This is a genomic window from Prevotella multiformis, assembly GCF_018127985.1.
Lineage (GTDB): Bacteria > Bacteroidota > Bacteroidia > Bacteroidales > Bacteroidaceae > Prevotella > Prevotella multiformis.
The window spans coordinates 985,987-1,011,641 of the sequence record NZ_CP072358.1 but is presented as its reverse complement, the minus strand read 5'-3'; the positions used below and the strand labels follow the sequence as shown (position 1 = coordinate 1,011,641).

Sequence of the window (25,655 nt, the reverse complement as noted above, 5' to 3'; positions counted from 1 at the left end):
ATGCACCGTTCAGAAAAGCAAATATCTGCAGGACACAGCGTGCATGGCAAAACGCAAGAAAGAAGATGATGAAAAGAACGTGCGGCGGCAGGTGAAAGACCGGAGGGCAATACCGCAGGGGGTGAAGAACGCTCCCGTTTCTCCAATCCGCCTCTCCTACACTCTTTCTTTCATCCATGCCATCTGGCAGGACGGCAGACATAATCACTTGAAACTCAAAACAGAAACGGTGTTCTACTAATTTTTGTTTTTTAGCCGTGATTTTTTGCTAAAAAACCAAACCTCCTTTGCGTATTTATAGAATAATATGTAACTTTGCACTTCAAAATCAGATTATGAAGAAAAGAATCCTCGCCGGCCTCTGTGCAGTGCTGCTCCTTACAGGTTGCGCCCATGAATATAATCAGGTCTACAAGACAACCAACAATGATTATAAGTATGAGTTTGCAAAAGAATGCTTTGCAAAAGGCAAGTACGGCTTCGCCGTGCCGCTGCTGCAGGATCTCGTCACCGTAGAGAAAGGAACAGACAACGCCCAGGAATGTCTTTACATGCTGGGAATGGCGGAATACGGGCTGAAAGACTATCAGGCCGCCTCGGAGACTTTCAAGAAATACTACCAGACCTATCCGCGCGGACAGTATGCCGAGATGGCATCGTTCTACATCGGACAGAGCCTCTTTGAGGGGACACCGGAGCCGCGGCTCGACCAGACCCCTACCGTCGCGGCCATTGCCGCCTTTCAGGATTATCTTGACATCTATCCGAACGGAAAGCTGAAGGGAACGGCCCAGCAGCGGCTGTTCGCCCTGCAGGACAAACTCATCCGAAAGGAGTATCTCAGTGCGAAACTGTACTACAACCTCGGCTCTTATTTCGGCAACTGCACCAGCGGCGGCAACAACTACGAGGCGTGCATCATCACGGCGCAGAATGCCCTGAACGACTATCCTTACAGCAATATGCGCGAGGACTTCGCCGTTCTCGTCATGAAGAGCAAGTTCGAGCTGGCACAGATGAGCGTCGAGGCCAAGAAGCTGCAGCGCTTCCAGGACGCCGAGGATGAATGCTACGGATTCATCAATGAATACCCCGACTCCAAGGAACGGAAGACCGCCGAGGAGTATATCCGGAAATGTAAGGAAATCACAAAGGATTAAGAATAACAGACTTAAAAACATAGACAACAAGAATGGATTACAGGAAGTCAAAAGCACCGTCGAATACGGTAACCCGGGATGTTCAGGAACTTTGGAAAGAGACCGGCAACATCTACGAGAGTGTTGCGATCATTGCAAAGAGAGCCAACCAGATTTCGGTTGAGATCAAACAGGACCTGAGCAAGAAACTTGCAGAATTTGCTTCTTACAACGACTCGCTCGACGAGGTCTTCGAGAACCGCGAGCAGATCGAGATCAGCCGCTATTACGAGAAGCTGCCGAAACCGACCCTGCTCGCCACACAGGAGTTCCTGGAGGGAGAGGTCTACTGGCGTGATCCTTCTAAGGATGCCCTGAACGAAGAAGAATACTGATCATGATACAACGGAAACAAACGGTCTTCCTGCTCCTCGCCCTGCTTGTCACCATCGCCTGCCTGTGCCTGCCTGTCGGCAGCTTCGAACCGGAGGGGATGGGTACGGAAAACCAGCTGATGAACCTCTGGCTGAGCGATGCGGACGGCGGAAAGAACTTCAATGTATGGGCATTGTTCGCCATCCTGCTGGTGACGTGCCCGATGGATCTTTTTGCGATTTTCGATTATCATAACCGCAGGCGTCAGGCACGCTTCTGCATGTTCTCCATGCTGATGATCGCAGGCTGGTATATCGTCTACGGCGTGTTCAGTCAGGTGCTTATGACAGGCTTCACGTTCCACGTGGCGTTCGCCGCCTGCCTGCCGCTCGTCGCCTTCATCCTCCTGTGGCTTGCCCGCCATGCGATTCTTGCAGATGAGGCCCTGGTGAGGGCGGCCGACAGAATACGATAAGAAAAACAGCCCTTGGGAGAGACAGCCCCGGACGGTCCGCACCGTCCGGGGCTGTCTCTTTTGGGTCTGCGCCAAGGCACATCGCTCCAAGGTCCGGTACCGCCGTCTGGGAACACGGTTCCCGGCCACCGGGACTCTGGTTCCCAACGGCTGGGAATGTCATTCCCGACGGCCGGGAACCGGAGTCCCAATGCCTCTCCCCAGCCTCCATGCAGGCACCTTCCCGGGTACAGCCCGAACCGCATGGGAGTGCCCGGCGGGCAGAAACCACACCCGTCAGGCCGGAACTTTTCTATTCGTGAGAGGACAAGACGAGTCTTCAACTGATATCATGCGTTCTGCACGGCAGACATCTACACATTTGACGGAAGAATCAAAAAAAGGCAAAAGCAGCCATGGTTTGCGAATAATTTAGTAAATTTGCAGACAGTAAGAATATATATTCGATTTAATCATCAATATGAACGTTTTAGAATTATCGGAGCAGGAGATCGGCCGTCGCCAGAGCCTGCAGGAATTGCGTGCGATGGGCATTGACCCCTATCCGGCAGCAGAGTTCCCCACCAATGCTTACTCTACTGACATCAAGGCGCAGTTCAAGGAGGGCGAGCAGCGTGAGGTCGTCATCGCCGGCCGTATGATGGGGCGCCGTGTCATGGGCAAAGCCTCCTTCGCAGAGATACAGGACAGCAAGGGCAGAATCCAGGTTTACATCACCCGTGACGACATCTGTCCGGGTGAGGATAAAGACTTATACAACAAGGTATTCAAGAAGCTGCTCGACATCGGCGACTTCATCGGCATCAAGGGTTTCGTCTTCAAGACACAGATGGGCGAGATTTCTGTTCATGCCAAGGAAATCACGCTGCTGTCGAAGAGTCTGAAGCCGCTGCCGGTCGTCAAGTACAAGGACGGCGAGGCATACGACAAATTTGAAGACCCCGAGCAGCGTTACCGCCAGCGTTATGTCGACCTCGTCGTGAACGACGGCGTGAAGGATACTTTCCTCAAGCGCGCCACCGTCCTGCGTACGATGCGCCGCTTCTTCGACGAGGCGGGATATACGGAGGTGGAGACACCGACGCTGCAGAGCATTCCCGGCGGTGCGAGCGCACGTCCGTTCATCACCCATTTCAATGCGCTCAACATCGATATGTATATGCGTATCGCCACGGAGCTTTACCTGAAGCGGCTGATTGTCGGAGGATTTGAAGGTGTCTATGAAATCGGAAAGAACTTCCGCAACGAGGGTATGGACCGCTTCCACAACCCGGAGTTCACCTGCATGGAGCTATATGTCCAGTACAAGGACTACAACTGGATGATGTCGTTCACCGAGCAGCTGCTGGAGAAGATCTGCACGGAAGTGAACGGAAAGCCGGAGGTGCAGATGAGCGACAAGACCATCAGTTTCAAGGCTCCTTTCCGCCGGCTGCCTATCCTCGACGCCATCAAGGAGAAGACGGGCTTCGATCTCGCCGGCAAGTCGGAGGAGGAAATCCGCCACATCGCCGTGGACGAACTGAAGCTGGAAGGCATTGACGAGAGCTTCGGCAAGGGGAAACTGATTGACGAAATCTTCGGCGAGTTCTGTGAGGGGACGTTCATCCAGCCGACCTTCATCACCGATTATCCTGTCGAGATGTCGCCGCTGACGAAGATGCACCGCTCCAAGCCGGGGCTGACAGAGCGTTTCGAGCTGATGGTAAACGGCAAGGAACTGGCGAATGCTTATTCCGAGCTGAACGACCCGATCGATCAGGAGGAGCGATTCCTCGACCAGATGCACCTGGCCGACAAGGGAGACGACGAGGCGATGATCATCGACCAGGACTTCCTCCGTGCGCTGCAGTACGGCATGCCGCCGACCTCCGGTATCGGCATCGGTATCGACCGTCTGGTAATGCTGATGACCGGCAAGGAGTACATCCAGGAGGTATTGCTCTTCCCGCAGATGAAGCCGGAACCGAAGATTCCGCAGTCGTCCGTCAAGGAGTGGGCAGAGCTGGGCGTGGCAGAATCCTGGGTGTATGTGCTGCGCAAGGCCGGTTTCAACCTCATCTCCGACATCAAGGACGAGAAGGCACAGGGCCTGCAGCAGAAACTCGGTGAAATCAACAAGAAGTACAAGCTCGGATACGAGAAGCCTTCTGTTGACGAGATCCAGCAGTGGATTGAGAGAGCAAAAGAAAAGTAAAAGGGTAAAAAAGTAAAAAAGGTGAAAAGTAAGAAAGTGAAAAGGTGAAAGTAAAAGAAAGGATGGAAAGATGATGACAAGGGGAGGTATAAGCTAAGATGTAACAGGGGAGGCAGAAAGCAGGACTGTTGCGAAAATGTCAGGCCATGATGTATCGCCCGCCTACTTTACTTTCTTGCTTTTCACCCTTTTATCTTTTCACCTTATTTACCTTTTTACTTTTGAAAGTTATGTTCGACCTCGGTAAAATAGCAATCATCGGAAGCGGCAGCTGGGCAACGGCTATCGCCAAGATTGTCGTGGAACATACGCACCATATCGGCTGGTATTTCCGGCGCGACGACAGGATAGAGGAGTTCCGGCGGAGAGGGCATAATCCGGCTTACCTTACTGCCGTTCGGTTCAATCTGGACGAGATCGCCTTCTCTTCCGACATCAACAGGATCGTACAGGAATACGACACGCTGGTGTTCGTCACGCCTTCTCCCTACCTGAAAGCATTGCTGAAGAAACTGAGGACAAAGCTAAGTACGAAACTGGTCGTGACGGCTATCAAGGGAATCGTACCTGACGAAAACCTCGTCTGCTCTGAGTATTTCCACGAGGCTTACGGTGTCCCGTACGACAATCTCGCTGTCATCGGAGGTCCTTCGCACGCTGAGGAGGTCGCCATGGAACGGCTCACCTATCTTACCGTGGGCTGTGCAGACCTCGACAAGGCACGTGCCTTCACGGAGGTGCTGGCTTCCGGCTATGTCAAGACCAAGACCTCGCCGGACGTCCTGGGCATAGAGTATGCTTCCGTCCTGAAGAACGTTTATGCCATAGCGGCCGGCATCTGTTCCGGTCTGAAGTACGGCGACAACTTCCAGGCGGTACTCATGTCGAACGCCATGCAGGAGATGGAACGTTTCCTCAATACGATCAATCCCATCCGGCGGTCCATCATCGACAGCGTGTATCTCGGCGACCAGCTGGTGACAGGGTACAGCAGGTTCTCGCGCAACCATACTTTCGGTACGATGATCGGCAAGGGATACAGCGTCAAGTCGGCGCAGATTGAGATGGAGATGATCGCCGAAGGCTACTTCGGAACGAAGTGCATGAAGGAAATCAACCGGCGGCTGCACGTCAATATGCCCATTCTCGATGCCGTCTACAATATCCTCTACGAGCGCATCAGCCCGCAGATTGAAATAAAATTATTAACAGACTCATTTAGATAAACGCAAATGGAAAGTATTAAGTTAGACATTTCAAAAGCCGCCCAGTTCTTGAATCCGGGCGCAGTAGAGGCTTATGCTCCTCATGTGGCTGCCGCACAGGAAGCACTGGAGAAGGCTACTTGCCCTGGCAATGACTTCCTCGGATGGCTGCATCTGCCGTCGAGCATCACGCCGGAGTTCCTCGGTCAGATCCAGACAGTAGCCGATACGCTCCGTGAGAAGTGCGAGGTGGTTGTCGTCGCAGGTATCGGCGGTTCCTACCTCGGTGCCCGTGCCGTCATCGAGGCCTTGGGCAACAGCTTCGCATGGCTTGTCAACGACAAGAAGAATCCTACTATCCTCTTTGCAGGAAACAATATCGGTGAGGATTATCTTGCTGAGCTGACAGCTTACCTGAAAGGAAAGAAGTTCGGTGTCATCAATATCTCCAAGTCGGGAACGACGACAGAGACCGCCCTTGCTTTCCGTCTCTTGAAGAAACAGTGTGAGGACCAGCTGGGCAAGGAAGCTGCCCGGGAAGTCATCGTGGCCATCACCGACGAGCACAAGGGAGCTGCGCGTGCCGCTGCCACCAAGGGAGGTTACAAGACCTTCATTATTCCTGACAACGTCGGCGGCCGCTTCTCCGTCCTCACCCCGGTAGGTCTGCTGCCGATTGCCGTAGCCGGTTTCGATGTGAAGAAACTCGTCGAAGGCGCGCAGCAGATGGAGAAAGAGACTGCAAACGACGTTCCTTTTGCAAGCAATATCGCTGCCCGATACGCTGCGGTACGGCAGGGACTGTACTCGCAGGCAGGCAAGAAGATCGAGATTGTCGCCAACTTCCAGCCGAAGCTCCACTTCTTTGCAGAGTGGTGGAAGCAGCTCTACGGCGAGAGCGAGGGCAAGGACCACAAGGGCATCTTCCCTGCAGCCTGCGACTTCACGACCGACCTGCACTCGATGGGTCAGTGGATTCAGCAGGGCGAACGTTCCATCTTCGAGACGGTAATCTCCGTGGAGCAGCCTGACGCCAAGCTCCTCTTCCCGCATGATGATGAGAATCTTGACGGACTGAACTTCCTTGAAGGGAAGCGTGTTGACGAGGTGAACAAAATGGCGGAACTGGGTACCCGTCTGGCACACGTTGACGGTGGCGTACCGAATATCCGTATCAGTGTTCCGGCATTGAACGAGTATTATCTCGGTCAGCTTATCTACTTCTTCGAGAAGGCCTGCGGCATCAGCGGTCTTGTCCAGGAGGTGAATCCTTTCAACCAGCCGGGTGTCGAGGCTTACAAGAAGAACATGTTTGCACTCCTCAACAAGCCGGGCTACGAGGCTGAAAGCAAAGCCATCCAGGAGCGGCTGACCAAGGAGAAATAAACGCCTCACCCAATCTCTTCCGAGAGAGGGGGATACAGAGGAGGCGGCCAGCTGGAAGACCTCCCCCACAAAGGTGCGTCAGGAGCCCCCTCCTTCTGGGATCAACTGTCATCCGTAAAGAACAACCGCTATCAAAGAACAAAAAGCTCAATGATAGCGGTTGTTTGGGTTGATGACAGCCGGCAGAGCCAATCCCTATGAAAGGATTCTCCTCCCTGTTCTACATTTTGACACCCCCTCATTGTGGAGACAATAACAGATCATGAAAGAAAGAAAGTAAAAATGTTATCCCATCAACAGCAAGACATCCCCTCCGCCGGAGGGGCTCGCAACGGTTTCAAGGCCGTCCTCTTCGACATGGACGGTGTCCTCTATGACTCAATGCCCAACCACGGCATTGCCTGGCAGCGCGCCATGAAGGAGTTCGGCATCCACTTCACCCTCGAAGATTCGTATGCGACGGAAGGGGCACGCGGAGTCGATACCATCCGCAGGTATGCAAAGGCACAGCTCGGCAAGGAACTGAGCGAAGCGGAGGCGCAGAAGATATACGATGTGAAGGCACGTTACTTCCATGAGATGCCGGAAGCAAAGATCTTCGATGGCGTAACAGACCTCATGCGGAAGATCAAGGCCAGCGGACTGAAGATAGGAATCGTGACGGGAAGCGCACAGCGTCCCCTCATCGAACGCATCACACGCGACTTCGCCGAATATGTCGCCCCCGACCAGATAACGACGGCCTTTGATGTGAAGCGGGGGAAACCGGCTCCCGACCCCTATCTGACGGGACTCCGGAAAGCCGGCGGCTATGCACCGTCAGAGGGCATCGTCGTCGAGAATGCACCGCTCGGAGTACGTGCCGGTGTGGCTGCCGGCTGCTACACGGTGGCTGTCAACAGCGGTCCGCTCCCCGACGCCGCCCTTTTAGAGGAAGGAGCCGACCTACTCTTCCCTACCATCCGTGCCTTTGCGGACAATTGGGAACAGGTATTCTACAGGCAGGTTATCAATAAATTCCAATAGTTTCCCTCCTTTTTGCGGGCAGGATTTCCTTTTCCCGTGAAGGACTGCAACGGACTATGCGCCGAAAGAGAAAGCCGACAATGGCAGGAGACGATCCACTCGCAGAGGCATTGTTTTCCCTTACGGATGACGGACCGCCGCCGTCACTCATCCATAAGCACGGTATCTGGACGAAAACCGGATCAGGGAAGAATATCATTGCTGACCGGTAGGCATTTGCACATAAGACGGCCATCCCTCTTGTATATGCCCGTCGTGACCGGAATGAGCCCGACCGCCTGCCGACGTGCCGGTGCCCGCCACCATCCGTGCCGGGGGCAAACACCAGTCGTGCCGTTGGCGAACACCAGTCGTTTTGAGGGTCAGCACAAGTGCGACAATGTCTGGCCGCAGATATGCGACAAGTGGCAGAAACATCCCCGCAGAGATGACCTCCCTGTTTATCAGAACATCCCCGTTTCGTTACCCGCCATTGCAAGCATACGACCGGCAGCCTCCTCCGCTTCTGCACAGCTGCTCTTTTCCGGCCGGAAGACATCAATATCATTCATCAAGCGCATGATCGAGCGCCCCATCGCATAGGCGAGATTCACGGGGACAGCATTGCCGATCTGCCGGTACTGTGCAGACAGACTACCACAGAAAGACCAGTCGTCCGGGAAAGTCTGAATCCGGGCATACTCCCTGACGGTCAACGGACGCGTCTCGGTAGGATGACACCGCTCCGTCTGTTTCTGAGCGGGCGAACATGTCAACGTAAGCGAGGGCTCGTCCATTGCCAGCCGGCGGGCCATGCCCGTCTTGCCTCCTCCCAGATAATAGCTCGCCCCCATATAGGCCTTCTGTTCTTTCTCCGGCAGACTGCGCCAATCCTGTCCCTCGGGCACAAGTTCCAACACACGCCGTTTACGTTCAGGATAAGCCTGCCCTTCCGAAGACGGGACGTCACAGGAGAACAGGTCTCCCTTGAAGAAAGCATCCCGAAGGGTCATTATGCGGTGATAGGGCGAAGGCCAGCGGAATGTGACGTGTCCAGAAAGGTCATTACGCAAAGCCACAAGAAAGAGCCTTTCACGCTTCTGCGGAACTTTGTACATGACAGCTTTCAGCACCCGTGGCTCAACAAGTGTATAGCCCAGTTCCGCAATGGTTCCCTTGATGACACGCAGGGTGTTCCCCCCATCGTGGGACAGCAGCCCCTTGACATTCTCACAAAGAAAGACCTTGGGCTGTATTTCCCGCACAGCACGGGCCAGTTCAAAGAACAGCGTCCCGCGTGCATCCTTCATGCCGCCTTTCTTGCCGGCATACGAGAAAGCCTGACAGGGAAATCCACCCGTCAAAAGATCGACCTTTCCGCTTAACGGTGAAAAGTCGACACGGTGAATATCCTCGTTTAATACATTCCAGTCCGGACGGTTCCTGCGCAATGTCCGGCACGCCACAGGCTCTATCTCATTCAGCAGGACATGTCTGAATCCGGCCTTGTGAATACCTAAAGCCAATCCTCCACAGCCGGCGAACAGCTCAACAGAAGTGAAACTCCGGCGAGGTTTTACCGTTGCTTCTGCATCCCAGCCAGACTCCAGCATAGCCTTGACCGCCGGTTTGTCCGTGAGGTCTTCCATATTGAACCCTTTGCGTCCATTCCTGTCGATACGAACAGGATAAACGCCCTGTTCGCCCCACGTCTGAACCGTACGCAGAGAAGTCCCTAAGATGTCCGCCAGATTATTTTCAGATAAAAACATGGGCATTAAATTCCTCCTCTCTCTCTTATTTCGGCTGCAATCGACTTCACTTTCTCCCTGACCAGCTGACTTCCGTCAATCTTCTCTTCCTCGACGACCTCACCGAAGGCATGTGCCAGACGATGGTAGAAGTTTTTGTCTCCCGTTATGTGTTCCCAGAAAGCTGCACCGATATAGACAGGACAGAACTTGTCTACATTCCGATAGTTTCCCGACAATTCAGACGGTTCACCGTAAAGTACTCCGACCATCATGTCGGCAATCCTTATGTCAAGACGATCCAGACGAGCCTTGTTCTGGAGATGTGTAAAATGTCCCAATATCGTCGCGACATCATCTTTGTTGATCGTCTGCGGACCTGCCTTGCACTGGCAGTATTTCCGGCGTCCGTCAAGTGCATCGACAAATTCTATGTCTATGCCATCAATCCCCGAAGCGTTCCCGACGACCTCGGCCAGACTGGAAATGAAAATCTGCACATTCTGACCGAAGCTTGTATTGATGCTCGTACCTAATATGCGGGGATATACGAGAGCCTTTGCAATAGATTCCGGCTCGGTATCGCCACACAAAAAAGAAGCAAGATAATTCACCAGGAAAGGATTTACGTTAAAGTTCTTCAGTCGCAGAGAACTTAGTCCCTTCAAATGGTTGGGTATGATAATCTCACGGAAATACTGCTTTCCTTTATAGATGATAGACAGCTTCTGTTCCTCGTTCATAAGCATAGCGTTTTGGAGAATGCAAATTTACAAAAAAATATCGGATTATATACCGGCCGCCTATAAAGAACTCTCGGTTATTCCCTTCAACGGAAGATACGGATCCGGCCGTCTCTACGAAAAGACCCGCCTTCCATCTGCTTGCCAGACGGAAGGCGGGTCGCCGTATTCCGGAGGGATGTTCAGAGGCCATGCGCCTCTGCGCTCCGGACAGGAATGAATTGCCGGACAGAAAAACAGGATGGGGAAATCCCCTGCCCTCCTGTCATGGAACGGCGATTCACTTGACAGGAATCTCCTCCAGTGTCTGAACGAGGAGTTTCCAGAAAGGCTCGACGGTTGAAATCTCAAGACGCTCCTTAGCGGTATGCGGACTGCGGAGCGTAGGACCGAGACTCACGACATCCATGCCCGGATACTTGCCGAGAATGACGGAACATTCGAGGCCGGCATGGTCTACCTGCACGATGCCCTCTTCGCCGTTCTGCTCCTTGTAGACTTTCTTCAGGAGGTTGAGTATCTCGCTCTCCGGGTTCGGATCCCAGCCGCCGTACTGTCCGCTGAAGACCGTCTTCATACCTGCCATGTTGAAACAGCTCTCCAACTGGGCAGAGATATAGTCGCGCATATCCTCCCGGCTCGAGCGGGCCAGGATCTTGATGGCGGCCTTGGCCGGGTCGATGTCGATGATGGCGAGGTTCGAGGAGGTCTCTACCACATTCGGATAAGACGGGATCATACGCAACACTCCATTGTGACAGGCATAGATGGCATCGATGAGGTTGTCCTGGATTTCCACTGGAAGAAGGCTTCCGGGCTTTTCAGTCTCCTCGACAAAAAATTCCACGTTCGGCTCGATTCCCTTGAACTCGTCCTCGAGGAGTGCCTTCTGGCAGGCAACCATCTCCTTCAGTGCAGCGACATTGGCCTGCGGCAGGGCAAGGACTACCTCTGCCTTGAACGGGATGGCATTGCGCATATTGCCTCCTTCCCAGCGTGCCAGCCGGGCATCCAGTTCGGTGACAGCCTTGCGTACCAGTCGTACCATTTCCTTGTTGGCATTGGCACGTCCCTCGTTGATTTCAAGGCCCGAGTGTCCGCCGCGCAGTCCTTTCAGGGTAACCCTGACAGCTGCCTCACGGTCGTTGACGACCTCCTTGTACTCCAGGGTCGATGTGATGTCGACACCGCCGGCAGAACCGATGACGAACTTTCCCCATGTCTCCGAATCGAGATTCATGAGGATGTCGCTGTGCAGTTCGCCTCCGGGCATTTCATTGACACCGAACATACCCGTCTCCTCGTCACGTGTAATCAGTGCCTCTACAGCCCCATGCTTCAGGCTCTTGTCCTCCATGACCGCCATGATGGCCGCAACGCCTACACCGTCGTCAGCACCAAGCGTCGTATTGTCGGCATATACCCATCCGTCCACGATATGGGTCGTGATCGGGTCGGTTTCGAAGTTATGATTGCTGTCGGGGGCTTTCTGCGGCACCATGTCCATGTGCGCCTGCAGCAGAACAGTCTTGCGGTTCTCATATCCCGGTGTGGCAGGCTTGCGCATGACGACATTGCCGCCGGCATCCACGTATGCCTCGACACCGACTCTTGCAGCAAAGTCCAGCAAGAACTTCTGCACCTTCTCTGGATGTCCTGACGGACGCGGAACCTGTGTCAGATCATCAAAGTTTCTCCAAACACCTTCCGGCTTAAGATTTCTGATTTCACTCATAATGTTGATTTTAAAAGGTTATTAAGTTATGGATTGTTTATCTGTCCTTTTCTTTCATTGCCCTGACATTTCATTCTTCTACCGGTCGGATAAGCTCTGCCGGGCTCGCCAGTGAGACGGGCGTATGGGTAAAGCTCAATGCTATCCACGCATATACGCCAAGAAGGACAACCAGCAACGTCTGGAGAGTATGCACGATCAGAACGAAATACAACGCCTGGTTGTCCGCCACGCCATAGAGGATGAGCATCGTCTTGACGGCGAAATGCCACGGTCCTGCTCCGTTCGGCGTCGGCACGATGACGGCAATAGAACCTACCACAAAGCTGACCAGAGCACAGGAAAGGCCGAGATGTGCCGTCGAATCGAAGCAGAAGAAAGTCAGGTAATAATGCAGGAAATAGCTCCCCCATATCGCAAGACTGTAGAAAAGGAACAGGGGGATGTTCCTTACTTTCCGCAGCGAACCGATGCCTTGCCATATACCGGTCAGCATCTCCTTCACCTTATTATATAAAGCCAGACGACGCAGCACATAATAGAAGAGGATGACAGAGGCTATGCCGCAGACAGCCGTCACCAGCCAGCCTGTTGCCGAGAACATCCCGAAGACGTCGTCGATGCGCGTGCCGGTCCTTGAGAAGAAACTGGAAAACACTGCCAGCTGCATGAAGAAGGCGACGGCAGTGATGAGCAGAACGATGAGCGTATCGACAGCCCGCTCCGTTACCACCGTACCGATTGCTTTCGGAAAAGGCACCTTGTCGTACCGGTTCAAGACACCGCAGCGAGCGAACTCGCCGATACGGGGAATCAGCAGGCTGACGGCGTAAGACAGGAAGACCGCATTGACGCAGACCGACGCACGGGGGTGCTCGCCGATGGGTTCGAGGCTCTGTTTCCATCTCCATCCACGGAAAGCCTGTGCCAGAACGCCGAAAGGGAGAGAAAGAAGCATCCACGTCCAGTCCATCTCATGAAAGAGGACATGCCGGATGCTGGAGAAGTCGAATCCCCTATACATCCAATAAAGGATTGCACTTCCAAGCAGTAACGGCAATGCAATCTTCACAGTATAGTTGAACAGTCTCCTCGTCTTCATATAATGGAGCAAAGATAAGGAAAATGCTTTTAAATGCAAAATAAAATGTATATCTTTGTAGGCGAATAAAGAAAAATTATGAAATCAGTCAAGCCAAAGAAGAATCTGGGTCAGCACTTCCTTGTCGATTTGAGCATCGCCCGCCGGATTGCCGACACCGTCGATGCCTGTCCCGACATCCCCATTCTGGAGATCGGACCGGGCATGGGCGTCCTCACGCAGTATCTCGTGGGGAAGCCCCGGGAGGTGAAGGCGGTGGAAATCGATGCGGAAAGTGTCGCCTACCTCTACGAGAAATTCCCCACGCTGCATGAGCATATTCTCGGTGAAGACTTCCTCCGAATGGACCTCTCGCAGGTGTTCGACGGCAGACAGTTCGTCCTTACGGGCAACTACCCCTACGACATCTCCTCGCAGATCTTCTTCAAGATGCTCGACTACAAGGATCTCATCCCCTGCTGCACAGGCATGATCCAGCGGGAGGTGGCGCTCCGCATGGCCGCCGGGCCGGGATCGAAAGCATACGGAATACTGTCCGTCCTGATGCAGGCGTGGTATGACGTGGAGTATCTCTTCACCGTGGATGAAAACGTATTCAACCCGCCGCCAAAGGTGAAGAGCGCCGTCATCCGCATGACACGGAACGGCGTGACAGACTTAGGCTGTGACGGGCAGCTGTTCAAACGGCTGGTAAAGGCCGTCTTCAACCAACGGCGGAAGATGCTGCGTGTCAGCCTGCGACAGCTGTTCAATACCGGGAAACCGGCCGACAGCTTCTATGCACAGGACATCATGACGAAACGCCCCGAACAGCTGTCCATCCCACAGTTCGTAGAACTCACGAACAAAGTTGACGAACAGCTGAAACTCTTTTCCGCCGGGAATGGAGAAAGCCGGGAGAAGTCTCAGGGGTTGAAGGAATCAAAGGAGGCAAAGGCAGATGCCTCGTAGACAGATGCTCCTGAACCGCCGCCTATCCTCCGCCTCCCCTCCCCCCTCCACTGTCGGCTTGCCCCTTCCCTCCCCCGGACCGGCTCCTTTAATCCTCGATGAATCCTTTACTCCCCCCGGAACCCATGACCCGAAAAGAACAATACGAACAGCTGATACCGCAGATCGCCGAACTTATCAAAGGCGAGAAAAACCTCGTGGGCATATTGGCCAACGTGTCAGCGGCCCTGCACGACACCTTCCCGGAACGGTTCTTCTGGGTCGGCTTCTACCTGCAGCAGGACAAAGACCGGCTCCGGCTGGGTCCCTTCCAGGGATCCGTTGCCTGCTATGCCATCCCTTACGGAAAGGGAGTCTGCGGCAAGGCATGGGAGGAAGGACACACGCTCATCGTCCCCGACGTAGACGACTTCCCCGGACACATCGCCTGCAGCAGCCTCTCACGCAGCGAGATCGTCATCCCGATGTACGATTCCACACATACCTTCCGTGGCGTGCTCGACATCGACAGTACCCGCCCCGGCGACTTCAACGAGACGGACAAAGAAGAGCTGGAGCACATTGTCGGCCTGCTGATGAAGGAGACAGAGTCCCTTTTCCGGTTCTTCCGTTAAATGTGCGGATGCTTTTCGTAGATCCTTACGGAAGATCCGAGGTGGTTCATTCAACAAAATAGAGCCAAGACGGTCAGCTGTCCATTCTATCAGCCCCCTCCGATACAAAAGCCTTTCAATTTAACAGGTTGAAAATACAGACAAGGTTTTGAAAAACCATTACATAATTGCAGACAAATCATCTGCAAATATAAAAACACATACAAAAAATCAAGTTTGCAACCAGCAGAAAGCCAACAGGTTATCAAGCCGTTTCTAAAAGGTGCCTGATTGGACTTCAAAAGGGCGTTGGTAATGCTCTGAAAGAGCACCTGTTGCAAGTCAATCAGGCATCTTTTAGAGGCTAAAAGGGCATGTGTCGCTTTGCGTTGCATGAAAACAGTTTACAAACACCGATGATGGGGAAATAAGTTGTCTGTAGAAGACTGAAAGACCTGCTGATGGACAGACCTCGTATCTGTTCCCCTTTTCTGCATCTTATCTTGCAGTCTATCCTCCTTTGTAATCCATCCGATTTCGGACGGTCATATCCTGCAAGTGCATTAGCCTTTATTCTGTTTCCAATCTATGGATTTAACAGAAGAACAAAAAACAGGGGGAAAATTTGGAACTGAACAAGAAAATGCTTATCTTTGCGGCATAAACATAATGACGTGTGGGTCTATCCACAACCATTTTAGATAAATTTAAGTTAGACAATAGGGATTCTCATCAGATTTTTGAGAATCCTTTTTTATTAACATTAGATTCATTACACACATGAAAAAGACTTTTGAATCAGCACTTTTTAAGTTTGCCTACTTCCCCAACTATGACAAAGCCATTGAGTTCCTGGCCGAGAATCTTGCAGACCCTGAAGCTTGGGAATTCTCGGATGCAAACGAAAAACATTATTCAATTTTGAAGAGTTATCTGGAACATATTTTCAGAAAGCTCAAAGCAGAGAACAAGGTGGCATACACAAGCAACAACTCTCACGCTTGTTTCAATACGGGATTGGTAACCAAGAATCTGGAGCCTATATTCGCTTTCTTTGAGGAATACCGCAAACCTCGGAAAGGAAAGGACAATCCCCAATATTGTTTCAAGGCTTTCCTAAAAGAAAGTGACATCCAACTGCTAAAAACATTTCCAAGCAGACACCCGGACATTGCCGACTTCTTTCAGAAACCCGAGGATCTGATTTTCAATCCACGATGTCAACTTATTCCACAACTTGACCATATCATTGAAGACAACCTGACACGATTCCCCATCCACATCCAATCTCTGGATTCGGGAGAAATACGCCGTAGATTGGATGGAGCCATAGAAGAAGTGAAGAAAAGAGTAAAAACCAACTACAAACTGGCTGTCCCTCAATTTTACAACAACCGTATCCAGCTATTGTTACCCCTGAACCTTACGCCAGGGTCTCCCAATCCTGATTTGGCATTGGTCATCCATAAAATCAGCGAGGATACTTATACCGCCCGCACCTGTCTCACACTGAAAATGGCGTATAACAATGCCCGGTTGATCGTGAAGCCGCAAAGCGTATGGCTGAAACCATAAGCACTTCTCCATCAGGGTGAGCCACCCATCTGTCATTCACCCATGGCCTATCAACATCCCCGCCCGAAAAGCACACTCTTGTAATCAGGCTTTGCCGGGGAGTTGCCGCTCCGTTACACACAGGAAGGACAGATGCCCCCACGCACAGAACGGCCGGCCACACAACGCCGGTAGTAGCACGGAGGATTTTTGGGGAAATAAAATAAAAGTAGTACCTTTGCAGTCAAATTACGATATAATAAGGTATTAGAAAAAGATGATCACACTTTCAAATCTTGCGATCCAATTCGGCAAGCGGGTTCTCTACAAGGACGTTAATCTGAAGTTTACACCGGGCAACATCTACGGTGTCATCGGTGCCAACGGCGCCGGCAAGTCGACGCTGCTCCGGGCCATCTCCGGCGACCTGGAACCCAACAAGGGAACCGTGGAACTGGGGCCGGGCGAACGGCTGTCGGTATTGGAGCAGGACCACTTCAAATATGACGGATACAAGGTGATGGATACCGTCCTCATGGGTCACGAGACGCTCTGGCGGAACATGAAGGAGCGTGAGGAACTTTACGCCAAACCGGAGATGAGCGAGGCAGACGGCAACCGCGCTGCCGACCTCGAGCTGAAGTTCGCCGAGATGAACGGATGGGAGGCTGAGAGCAATGCGGCACAGCTGCTGCAGAACCTCGGTGTCAAGGAGGACCTGCACCAGAAGCAGATGGCGGAACTGTCGAATACGGAGAAAGTGCGCGTCATGCTGGCAAAAGCCCTCTTCGGGAAACCGGAGAACCTGCTGCTCGATGAGCCTACCAACGATCTCGACCTCGACACCGTCGAGTGGCTGGAGGACTACCTCGGCGACATCGACGAGCACCAGACGGTACTGGTTGTTTCCCACGACCGTCACTTCCTCGATTCCGTCAGCACGCAGACCATCGACATCGACTTCGGCAAGGTGACCGTCTTCGCCGGCAACTACTCTTTCTGGTACGAAAGCTCGCAGCTGGCTCTCCGCCAGGCCCAGAACCAGAAGATGAAGGCCGAGGAGAAGAAGAAACAGCTGGAGGAGTTCATCCGCCGGTTCTCGGCCAATGTGGCAAAGAGCAAGCAGACCACCTCGCGCAAGAAGATGCTGGAACGCCTGAACGTCGAGGAGATACGTCCGTCGAGCCGCAAATATCCGGGCATCATCTTCTCCATGGAGCGCGAACCGGGCAATCAGATCCTTGAAGTGGAGAACCTGAAGGCTGTCGATGCCGACGGCACAGTGCTGTTCGACAACGTGAACTTCAACATCGAGAAAGGGCAGAAGGTCGTCTTCCTCTCCCGCAATCCGAAGGCGATGACGGCTCTCTTCGAGATCATCAACGGCAACCGAAAGGCTGACGGCGGCACTTACAACTGGGGCGTGACCATCACGACGGCCTATCTCCCGCTGGACAATACCGGGTTCTTCAACAGCGACCTGAACCTCGTCGACTGGCTGTCGCAGTACGGGCCGGGCAACGAGGTCGCCATGAAGGGATTCCTCGGGCGCATGCTCTTCAAGCAGGAGGAGGTTGAAAAGAAGGTGAACGTGCTCTCCGGAGGCGAGAAGATGCGCTGCATGATTGCACGTATGCAGCTGCAGAACGCCAACTGTCTGATTCTCGACACGCCTACCAACCACCTCGACCTGGAGAGCATCCAGGCGTTCAACAACAACCTGATCAGCTTCAAGGGCAACATCCTCTTCAGCTCCCACGACCACGAGTTCATCAACACCGTGGCCGACCGCATCATCGAACTGACGCCGAAGGGGACCATCGACAAGCTGATGACCTATGACGAATACATTCACGACGACCGCATCAAAGAGCAGAAGGCGGGGATGTATTAAGGCAGAATCCGGGGATTCCATACAGGCATGCCGGAGCCATGAGGCAGGGCTGGCCCGCCGGTGTCTTCCTGCTTTCATGCGGCATCCCCGGCCGGCCGGGAAGGCTGAAGCCGTCAAGGGCGGTCGGCAGAACCGGTCTTGAGAACGTCAAAGATGGCATACAATTTGCAATACGTACTTATGAGAAATAGAATTTAGACATGAGTAAGAACAAGAGAAAGATAAACGTGGATGGCGAAGAGCTGGAACAGAACAGCCAGAATACCGCCGCGAACGAAGCTGAGACGCAGGAAGAGCAGCCTGTGCCGGAAGAACAGGAGACCGACCCTGCAACGGCTGCACGGCAGGAAGCCGACCAGTGGAAAGACAAGTACATCCGTCTGGCGGCTGAATTCGACAACTACAAAAAACGCACGCTGAAGGAGAAGTCGGAGCTTATCCTCAACGGAAGCGAGAAGACCGTCTCGGCAGTCCTGCCCGTTCTTGACGATTTCGAACGCGCACTTGCTGACAAGACGGAAGACCCGCAGGCCATCAAGGAGGGCTTTGAACTGATATTCAAGAAGTTCATCAAGGTGCTGGAAACGTTAGGCGTAAAGAAGATCGAAACCGACAATGCCGACTTCAACGTCGACTACCATGAGGCCATCGCAATGGTCCCGGGCATGGGCGACGAAAAGAAAGGCAAGGTGATCGACTGCGTACAGACGGGTTACACGCTCAACGACAAGGTCATCCGCCATGCGAAAGTGGCCGTCGGACAATAATATCGGAAGGAGACAGAAAGAGACGAAGAGGCGCTGAAGGAAATCCCACTCATGCGGGGGCTGTCCCCTCGGCACTCCGGACATAAGGGTCGAGACGGCCGCCTTACCCTTTGCGGCTCTCCCTGCCTCCTTAAATTCCATAAAGAAGAATGGCAAAAAGAGACTACTACGAGGTGCTGGGTGTCAGCAAGAGCGCCTCAGAAGACGAGATAAAGAAAGCATACAGGAAACTTGCCATCAAGTATCATCCCGACCGCAATCCGGGTGATACGGAGGCAGAGGCAAAGTTCAAGGAAGCCGCCGAAGCATACGATGTGCTGCATGACCCGCAGAAACGGCAGATGTACGACCAGTTCGGTTTCAATGCACCGGGCGGCGGATTTGGCGGCGGCAGTCCGTTCGGTGCAGCCGGCGGATTCTCCATGGACGACATCTTCTCCATGTTCGGCGACATCTTCGGCGGGCGCGGCAGAGGCGGACATCAGACACAGAGATACCGGGGTACGGATCTGCGTCTGAAGGTTCGGCTATCCCTGCAGGAGGTGGCGACAGGGGTCACCAAGAAGTTCAAAGTACGCAAGGATGTTACCTGCGACCACTGCCACGGCTCTGGAGCAGAGGCCGGCAGCGGTAGCGAGACCTGCCCGAACTGTCATGGGACGGGCGTGGAAATCCGCACCCAGCAGAGCATCTTCGGCATGATGCAGACCCAGACTGTCTGCCATGTCTGCGGCGGCGAGGGGACAGTTATCAAGAACAAGTGCAGCCACTGCCATGGAGAAGGCATCGTCAAAGGCGAAGAAGTCGTTGAAATCAACATCCCGGCAGGCGTAGCCGAGGGTATGGTCGTCAATGTCCCGGGCAAGGGCAACGCCGGAAGACACAACGGTGTGACGGGAGATATCCAAGTGTACATAGAGGAAGAGCCCGACGACACCTTCATCCGCGACGGACAGAATGTCGTCTACAATCTCCTGCTTGATTTCCCGACGGCGGTACTGGGCGGACAGGCTGACATCCCGACCATTGACGGGAGCAGCGTGAAGATCAAGATCGAACCGGGCACGCAGCCGGGCAAGACGCTCCGCCTGCGCGGCAAGGGACTGCCCGCCGTCCAAGGCTATGGAATCGGCACAGGCGATCTGATCGTCCACATCAGCGTGTATGTCCCGAAGGAACTGAACAAAGAAGAGCGGAAAGCCATCGAGAGGCTGCGTGAGAGTGAAAACTTCAAAGGCGACACCACGACCAAGCACTCCATCTTCGAGAACTTCCGTAAACTGTTCTCATAGCCGCTTATCACCTCCCATCACCGCTTATCATCGTTTCACCGCCTATCATCGCCCATCACTGTCAACAACCCACCATGACCTATCAGGAAACCGTAACATATCTGTTCAACAGCACCCCCGTCTTCGAGCACATCGGTGCTTCCGCCTATAAAGAAGGACTGGGCACGACAAAGGCTCTGGACGAACACTTCGGCCATCCTCACACCCGTTTCCTGTCCATCCATGTTGCCGGAACCAACGGCAAAGGCTCCTGTTCGCACACACTGGCCGCCATTCTCCAGGCCGAAGGCTACAAAGTAGGACTCTACACCAGTCCGCATCTTGTTGATTTCCGAGAGCGCATCAGGGTCAACGGACAGATGATTCCGGAACAGGAAGTCATAGATTTCGTCGAACAGGAGCGCAGCTTCTTCGAACCGCTCCATCCGTCTTTCTTTGAGCTGACGACAGCACTGGCATTCAAGTACTTTGCCGAACAGAAGGTAGACATCGCCGTCATCGAAGTAGGTCTGGGCGGCAGGCTGGACTGCACGAACATCATCACCCCCGTCCTGTCCATCATCACCAACATCTCACTCGACCACACGCAGTTCCTCGGTAATACCCTGGCAGCGATTGCCGGCGAGAAAGCAGGCATCATCAAGCAGGGCGTACCCGTCATCATCGGTGAGGCCGTACCCGAGACAAAGGCGGTATTCCAGGCAAAGGCACAGAAGATGGACGCACTCATCGTCTTTGCGGAAGACATTCCGGCCGTATGCGCATCACACGCACTCCCTACCGGCGGCATCGCTTACCGGACACGCTTCTTCGGCGACATCACCGGCGAACTGGGCGGCAGCTATCAGGAGAAGAATGCCAACACGGTGCTGACAACCGCCATGCTCCTGTATAATAAAGGCGTGATCAGAAATACCGACAGCATCGCCCGAGGCTTCGCCGATGTCTGCGAGGCTACAGGCCTGATGGGGAGATGGCAGAAACTGCAGGACCGTCCGCCGGTCATCTGCGACACAGGGCACAATGCCGGAGGCTGGCAGTACCTCTCCCGGCAGATCCGTCACCAGCCCTGCCGCTGCAGGCGCATCGTCTTCGGCATGGTAGACGACAAGGACCTGCACGCTGTCATGTCCATGCTGCCCGACGATGCCGTCTACTACTGGACACAGCCCTCCACCCGCCGTGCCTTCCCGGCAGAGAAAGTCGCCGCCACAGCTGCCGGCTACGGCCTGCACGGAGAGACCTTCCTTACCGTGCCGGAGGCCTACCGTGCCGCCCTTCATGCCGCCGACAAGGACGATTTCATCTTCGTCGGAGGTTCCAGCTATGTAGTGGCCGACCTTCTGGCAGCCATCAGATGACCTCCGGGCAGCCTCCGGTACAGGCTCACATAAGTCCGACGAAGCACAACAAGAACACGAAAGGACAAAGACACACAAGGGAAGGAAAGAGACATAAGAAAAGCAAAAAGAGACAAAGACACACAGAGGGAATGAAGGGGCGACTGCTACAAAGCACGTCCCTTCATTCCCTTTTATCAATCCCCCTTCCCGCCGATGCCGGATCCGTCAGCTGCCTTTGTATTCCTTTGGAGACACCTTGTACATCCCGGTAAAACATTTGTTGAAATACGACAGACTGCTGAAGCCCACCTGATACATCACCTCGGAAACCGTAAGCTGCCCCTGTCCAAGCAGCATGGCGGCCCGCTTCAGCCGCTGTTCACGTATGAAACTGACAGGCGTCTGCCCTGTGAGTGTCTTCATCTTCCGGTAAAGCTGCTTCTGTTCGATTCCGATCAGCTCGCACAGTCTGCTTACATTGAATTCTTCCGACGACATATTGCCGTTGATGGCCTTCATGATTTCGGTCATCAAACGCTCGTCATCATTCACCGTTTCAATTCTTCCCTGTCCCTCTTCCGCAATAGAAACGATATGGGCACTCTTGACAATCGAAGCCTTCCGCCTGAGCAGCTGTACCATGTGCAGCTGGAGTTTCTGCAGATTGAAAGGCTTGGGAATGAACACGTCGGCACCGCACGAGATGCTCTTCAGTTCTGTCGTCTGGTCATCTTTTGCCGTCAGCATGATGATGGGCGTGTCTGCTGTCGCATGGTTATGCCGCAGCCGCCTGCACAGTTCCGTCCCATCCATGCCGGGCATCATCTGGTCGGTGATGATGATGTCGGGGACTGTCGCCGCCACGTGTTCCATCGCCTCCTCACCGCTGTAAGCCACCATCGCCCTGTAGTTCTCGTTCAGGGCAGACTTCAGGAAGTCCACCATGTCATGGTTGTCATCCACGACAAGCACCGTCGGCCGTCCGTCCGCATCGCCGGTACGACTTCCGTCGCCCGACAGTCCGTACCCGGCCTCGCCGACAGGAATCGAGAAGGTCACCCTCAGACCGCCGGCATTCTCGGCGGCGATTGTCCCCCCATGGAGTTCCACATATTTCCTCGCCACGGCCAGCCCCAGCCCCGTACCGTCATGCTGGCTGTCGCCTTTGTAGTACTTATAGAAGATCCGGCGGAGTTCGCCTGCCGGGACACCCGGCCCGTTGTCAGCAACGCTGACCGTTGCACAGCCCTGCCCCATACCGACGCTGACCGTAATCCGCCCAGTCCTGTCGTCAACATATTTTGCAGCATTGGACAGGAGATTGCGGACGACCGACTGTATCTTGACGATGTCAACATCCATCCAGAGCGTCTCTACGGAGCTGTGGAACGACAGCGACACCTGCCGGTCCCGTGCCCGGTCAGAAAACTCACGGACACAGTTGCCCACCAGGGAGACGAAATCGACGTGCGAGTCGAGAATCCGGTCATCGCCCTCGACTTCCATCCGCTTGAAGTCCAATATGCGGTTGATGATGTCGCTCAGCCGCATGGCATTGCCATGTATCGACCGCAGCTTTCCGCGAAAACGGGCATTGGTCGTTTCCGACAGCAGCTTCTCCAGCGGGGCTATGATCAGGCTGAGCGGTGTCTTGACCTCATGCGACATCTCGACGAAAAAGTCCATCTTCTGCTCCGTCAGGGCGATGGCGTTCTCCCGTTCGCGTTCTCTTAGCTCCTGCTGCGCACGCCTTCTGTAAAAGGAGAAGACCGCATAGACAAGCGACGAGGACGACAGAAGATACAGCAGCCATGCCCACCACTGCCGGTACCAGGGATAGGGCACCCTGAGCGTGTACTTCCTGACGCTGCCCGACCGGGGACCGGCCGACACATACAGTTCGCAGGCACCGCCCGGCAGGGCCGGCAGGGCGATGCTGTTCGTCCCCGCAGCCAGCGGCATCCAGCGGCTGCCGTCGCCCAGTCTGTACCACAGTACTTCCGAGCTGCCGTTGCCGTAGTCGTAGGTGGAAAGGAAGATGGAGATGTTCTTCCTTCCGCCAAGACGGATATCCGTGGCAAAGCGCGGGACAATGCCGCCGACAGCTCTGCCGTCGACGCTTATCCCCGTGACGTAAACATCCACGTCACGGCTGTTCCTTCCGTCCGATATCCGCTGCCTGGCCACGACATCCTGTCCGCCCCAGCATATCGAACGGTCTGCACCCACGTAAGTACCGGCCGTGAACCTGTACTCGGGCTTGCCCGAAGAATGGACCGTATTGTCGTGCAGGTCGATGTAGAAAAGTCCTTCTGACGTAGACATCCATACCCGGGCGTTCTCGTTCACGAAGGCATAGATCATGCCGTCATCCACGCTGAACCCGGTATCGGTGTACCTGCCCGATGCCATCTCGTATCTGTAAAGACGGCCCTGCACGTCGATCCATACAGAGCCTCTTGCCACCGTCATGCCGTCAAGAAACATCTTCCGCCTGAGCGACACGCGGAAACTGCGTGTGTCGATGGACACCAGTCCCTTGCCGGTATAGGTCCACAGGTGTCCGCTGCCGTCCGGAACAAGCCGGTAGGCCGTGCTTACCAGCTCGGCATCCTTCCCGAAGGGCGACCGCAGCATCCGGTAAGTCCCGCCGCTCCGCAGCAGCGCCTTCTTGTCGACGACGTACAGTCCGCCCATGTAGGTGGCCACCCACAGCCTCCGCCGGTCGTCTTCGTAGAGGGCATAGGCCCAGTCCGAATTCCGTCCGTCGCTGCCGGTGAGGGTGAAATAGTCGAACCGGTCCGCCTGCCGGTCGTACCTGGCTATACTCGCATCCGTGGCGATCCAGATGTCATGGTCACGGTCTTCATAGATATAGCGTATCATGTTCTTCTTCAGTCCGCTGCCGACCCTGAACCATCTGCAGCCCCGCCTCGTGACGTGCAGGATTCCGTTCTCTCCTCCGAGCCACTTCTCCCCGTCAGCCGCCTCGAGGATGTTCGTGAAGGTGTTTCCCTCGTTCGAGCGGGTCATGTCGACAATGCGGGTGTACTCGAAAGGATCCGCCTGCCGGGCGAATGCCGCCCCGTGGTCGGTGGAGATCCATATATTGCCCCGACGGTCGCGGAAGAAGCTGTTGATACGGTTGCTGGGCAGACTGTACAGAGGCGACGACACGTCATGGCTCACCGTCCGTCTGCTTCCGCTTTCCGGGTTGAACACCAGCATGCCGTATTCAGAAGCGACGAGCAGGTTGCCGTCAGGCAGGACGAAGGGATGGTTGTACGTGCTGCCCGACAGGGCACGGGCCGTCTTTCCGTCCACCAGACTGCGGTGCAGGAGACCATGCTCCGTGCCGACCCACAGACACCTGCGTCTCCGGTCTATACCGATGCTGTAGACATTGTCGTGTATGCCTGTGTCCCTTATGTTTCCCCTGCCGTCCATGAAAGAGAGTCCCTTCAGATGGCCTATGTACACGCCGTTGCCGACAGGCCGGATGGCGTAGATGATATTGTCCTTGCCGCCCGGAACCATATACCGCTGCCACAGCCGGCGCCGGGTGTCGAAGCTGAAGAGACCGTTCGACTTTGTCCCCGCATAGAGGACTCCTCCCGACATGACGACTACACGTATCTCGCCTGTCTGCGGGACATTGCCCAGAGGGTTGCAGAGCCGTTCGGTTCTGATGTCGAGAAACCGGAGTCCGTCGTCACCGCCCAGTATAAGGATGTCGCGGTTCAATGCGGCAGCAGTCCAGAAGCTGCCGCCGGTAATCTTCCGAGTGCTGTAACCGTCATAGGTGAACACGCCCTGCCTCGTGATGAGCCAGACCATCCCCTGGCGGTCCTGCCACACCTGCTCCACCTCGTTCGCCGCATAAGGCAGAGAAACGTTGAAAAACCGGGCGAAGTGCGCCGACCCGGACGCCATGCAGCCTGCTCCCGACAGAAGGAGCAGCAGTGAGAGGATTCTTCGTCTTAAATGTCCGAACATCTTTGTCATACCAAAAAGATTACAGCCGTGGAGCAGACGGGACCGTCCCTGTTTTCCCCGTACGGCAAATCATTTGCAAAATTACAGAAAAAGCCGCTTTCCGGGCGGCTTCTTCTTGTTTTTAATGTGTTTTCCGCACGGCAGCGGACAGG

The 25,655-nt window shown here is 54.4% G+C and carries 20 protein-coding genes; 15 read left to right on the top strand and 5 right to left on the bottom strand.

Translation table 11 applies throughout. The features are described from left to right. Nucleotides 1–43: 43 nt before the first annotated feature. From J4864_RS10235 to J4864_RS10200, 8 genes are all read left to right on the top strand, one after another. Nucleotides 44–241, top strand: a complete 198-nt coding sequence (locus tag J4864_RS10235; RefSeq protein WP_211814805.1) for a hypothetical protein — start codon at nt 44–46, stop codon at nt 239–241. A 94-nt stretch (nt 242–335) separates the two neighbouring features. Further along, nucleotides 336–1,160 carry an outer membrane protein assembly factor BamD gene (locus tag J4864_RS10230; protein ID WP_211814804.1) on the top strand — a complete coding sequence of 275 codons (825 nt, stop codon included), beginning with the start codon at nt 336–338 and terminating at the stop codon, nt 1,158–1,160. Between the two features lie 32 nt (nt 1,161–1,192). Further along, nucleotides 1,193–1,534: a DNA-directed RNA polymerase subunit omega gene (locus J4864_RS10225; protein ID WP_007367336.1), complete on the top strand. Its 342-nt coding sequence runs from the start codon at nt 1,193–1,195 to the stop codon at nt 1,532–1,534. Nucleotides 1,535–1,536: 2 nt separating this feature from the next. Continuing rightward, nucleotides 1,537–1,989, top strand: a complete 453-nt coding sequence (locus J4864_RS10220) for a DUF4293 domain-containing protein (protein ID WP_211814803.1) — start codon at nt 1,537–1,539, stop codon at nt 1,987–1,989. A gap of 460 nt (nt 1,990–2,449) precedes the next feature. Beyond that, nucleotides 2,450–4,186, top strand: a complete 1,737-nt coding sequence (lysS, locus tag J4864_RS10215; protein WP_211814802.1) for a lysine--tRNA ligase — start codon at nt 2,450–2,452, stop codon at nt 4,184–4,186. A 230-nt stretch (nt 4,187–4,416) separates the two neighbouring features. After that, nucleotides 4,417–5,412 (top strand): NAD(P)H-dependent glycerol-3-phosphate dehydrogenase, encoded by a 996-nt coding sequence (locus J4864_RS10210; protein ID WP_211814801.1) that lies wholly within the window; start codon nt 4,417–4,419, stop codon nt 5,410–5,412. A 6-nt stretch (nt 5,413–5,418) separates the two neighbouring features. Then, nucleotides 5,419–6,777, top strand: a complete 1,359-nt coding sequence (locus J4864_RS10205; RefSeq protein ID WP_211814800.1) for a glucose-6-phosphate isomerase — start codon at nt 5,419–5,421, stop codon at nt 6,775–6,777. 282 nt (nt 6,778–7,059) lie between these two features. Beyond that, nucleotides 7,060–7,803, top strand: coding sequence for an inorganic diphosphatase (locus J4864_RS10200; protein WP_211814799.1), 744 nt, complete (start codon nt 7,060–7,062; stop codon nt 7,801–7,803). 443 nt (nt 7,804–8,246) lie between these two features. Here J4864_RS10200 and dcm read toward each other — a convergent pair whose 3' ends face one another. From dcm to J4864_RS10180, 4 genes are all read right to left on the bottom strand, one after another. Then, a complete protein-coding gene (dcm, locus tag J4864_RS10195; protein WP_314648391.1) occupies nt 8,247–9,554 on the bottom strand; it encodes a DNA cytosine methyltransferase in 1,308 nt (435 codons plus the stop codon). A gap of 5 nt (nt 9,555–9,559) precedes the next feature. After that, nucleotides 9,560–10,276 carry a PmeII family type II restriction endonuclease gene (locus tag J4864_RS10190; RefSeq protein WP_246479449.1) on the bottom strand — a complete coding sequence of 239 codons (717 nt, stop codon included), beginning with the start codon at nt 10,274–10,276 and terminating at the stop codon, nt 9,560–9,562. 280 nt (nt 10,277–10,556) lie between these two features. Further along, nucleotides 10,557–12,011 carry an aminoacyl-histidine dipeptidase gene (locus tag J4864_RS10185; protein ID WP_211814797.1) on the bottom strand — a complete coding sequence of 485 codons (1,455 nt, stop codon included), beginning with the start codon at nt 12,009–12,011 and terminating at the stop codon, nt 10,557–10,559. Between the two features lie 70 nt (nt 12,012–12,081). Continuing rightward, entirely contained in the window at nt 12,082–13,113 is a 1,032-nt protein-coding gene (locus J4864_RS10180; RefSeq protein ID WP_211814796.1) for a lysylphosphatidylglycerol synthase transmembrane domain-containing protein, read from the bottom strand. A gap of 78 nt (nt 13,114–13,191) precedes the next feature. Between J4864_RS10180 and rsmA the strand changes: the two genes are divergently transcribed. From rsmA to J4864_RS10145, 7 genes are all read left to right on the top strand, one after another. Then, the gene (rsmA, locus tag J4864_RS10175; protein ID WP_211814795.1) at nt 13,192–14,064 is read left to right on the top strand and encodes a 16S rRNA (adenine(1518)-N(6)/adenine(1519)-N(6))-dimethyltransferase RsmA; all 873 of its coding nucleotides are present in this window, start codon (nt 13,192–13,194) and stop codon (nt 14,062–14,064) included. Between the two features lie 125 nt (nt 14,065–14,189). Continuing rightward, entirely contained in the window at nt 14,190–14,678 is a 489-nt protein-coding gene (locus tag J4864_RS10170) for a free L-methionine (R)-S-oxide reductase MsrC (RefSeq protein ID WP_211814794.1), read from the top strand. A 759-nt stretch (nt 14,679–15,437) separates the two neighbouring features. Then, nucleotides 15,438–16,232 carry a DUF3825 domain-containing protein gene (locus J4864_RS10165; protein ID WP_211814793.1) on the top strand — a complete coding sequence of 265 codons (795 nt, stop codon included), beginning with the start codon at nt 15,438–15,440 and terminating at the stop codon, nt 16,230–16,232. 256 nt (nt 16,233–16,488) lie between these two features. Further along, a complete protein-coding gene (locus tag J4864_RS10160) occupies nt 16,489–18,105 on the top strand; it encodes an ABC-F family ATP-binding cassette domain-containing protein (protein WP_211814792.1) in 1,617 nt (538 codons plus the stop codon). A gap of 200 nt (nt 18,106–18,305) precedes the next feature. Continuing rightward, the gene (locus J4864_RS10155) at nt 18,306–18,872 is read left to right on the top strand and encodes a nucleotide exchange factor GrpE (RefSeq protein ID WP_007367320.1); all 567 of its coding nucleotides are present in this window, start codon (nt 18,306–18,308) and stop codon (nt 18,870–18,872) included. 149 nt (nt 18,873–19,021) lie between these two features. Beyond that, on the top strand, nt 19,022–20,164 hold the full coding sequence (gene dnaJ, locus J4864_RS10150) for a molecular chaperone DnaJ (protein WP_211814791.1): 1,143 nt from the start codon (nt 19,022–19,024) through the stop codon (nt 20,162–20,164). 74 nt (nt 20,165–20,238) lie between these two features. Next, entirely contained in the window at nt 20,239–21,525 is a 1,287-nt protein-coding gene (locus J4864_RS10145; protein ID WP_211814790.1) for a bifunctional folylpolyglutamate synthase/dihydrofolate synthase, read from the top strand. A gap of 207 nt (nt 21,526–21,732) precedes the next feature. Here J4864_RS10145 and J4864_RS10140 read toward each other — a convergent pair whose 3' ends face one another. Then, on the bottom strand, nt 21,733–25,503 hold the full coding sequence (locus J4864_RS10140) for a response regulator (protein WP_246479448.1): 3,771 nt from the start codon (nt 25,501–25,503) through the stop codon (nt 21,733–21,735). Nucleotides 25,504–25,655: the final 152 nt, after the last annotated feature.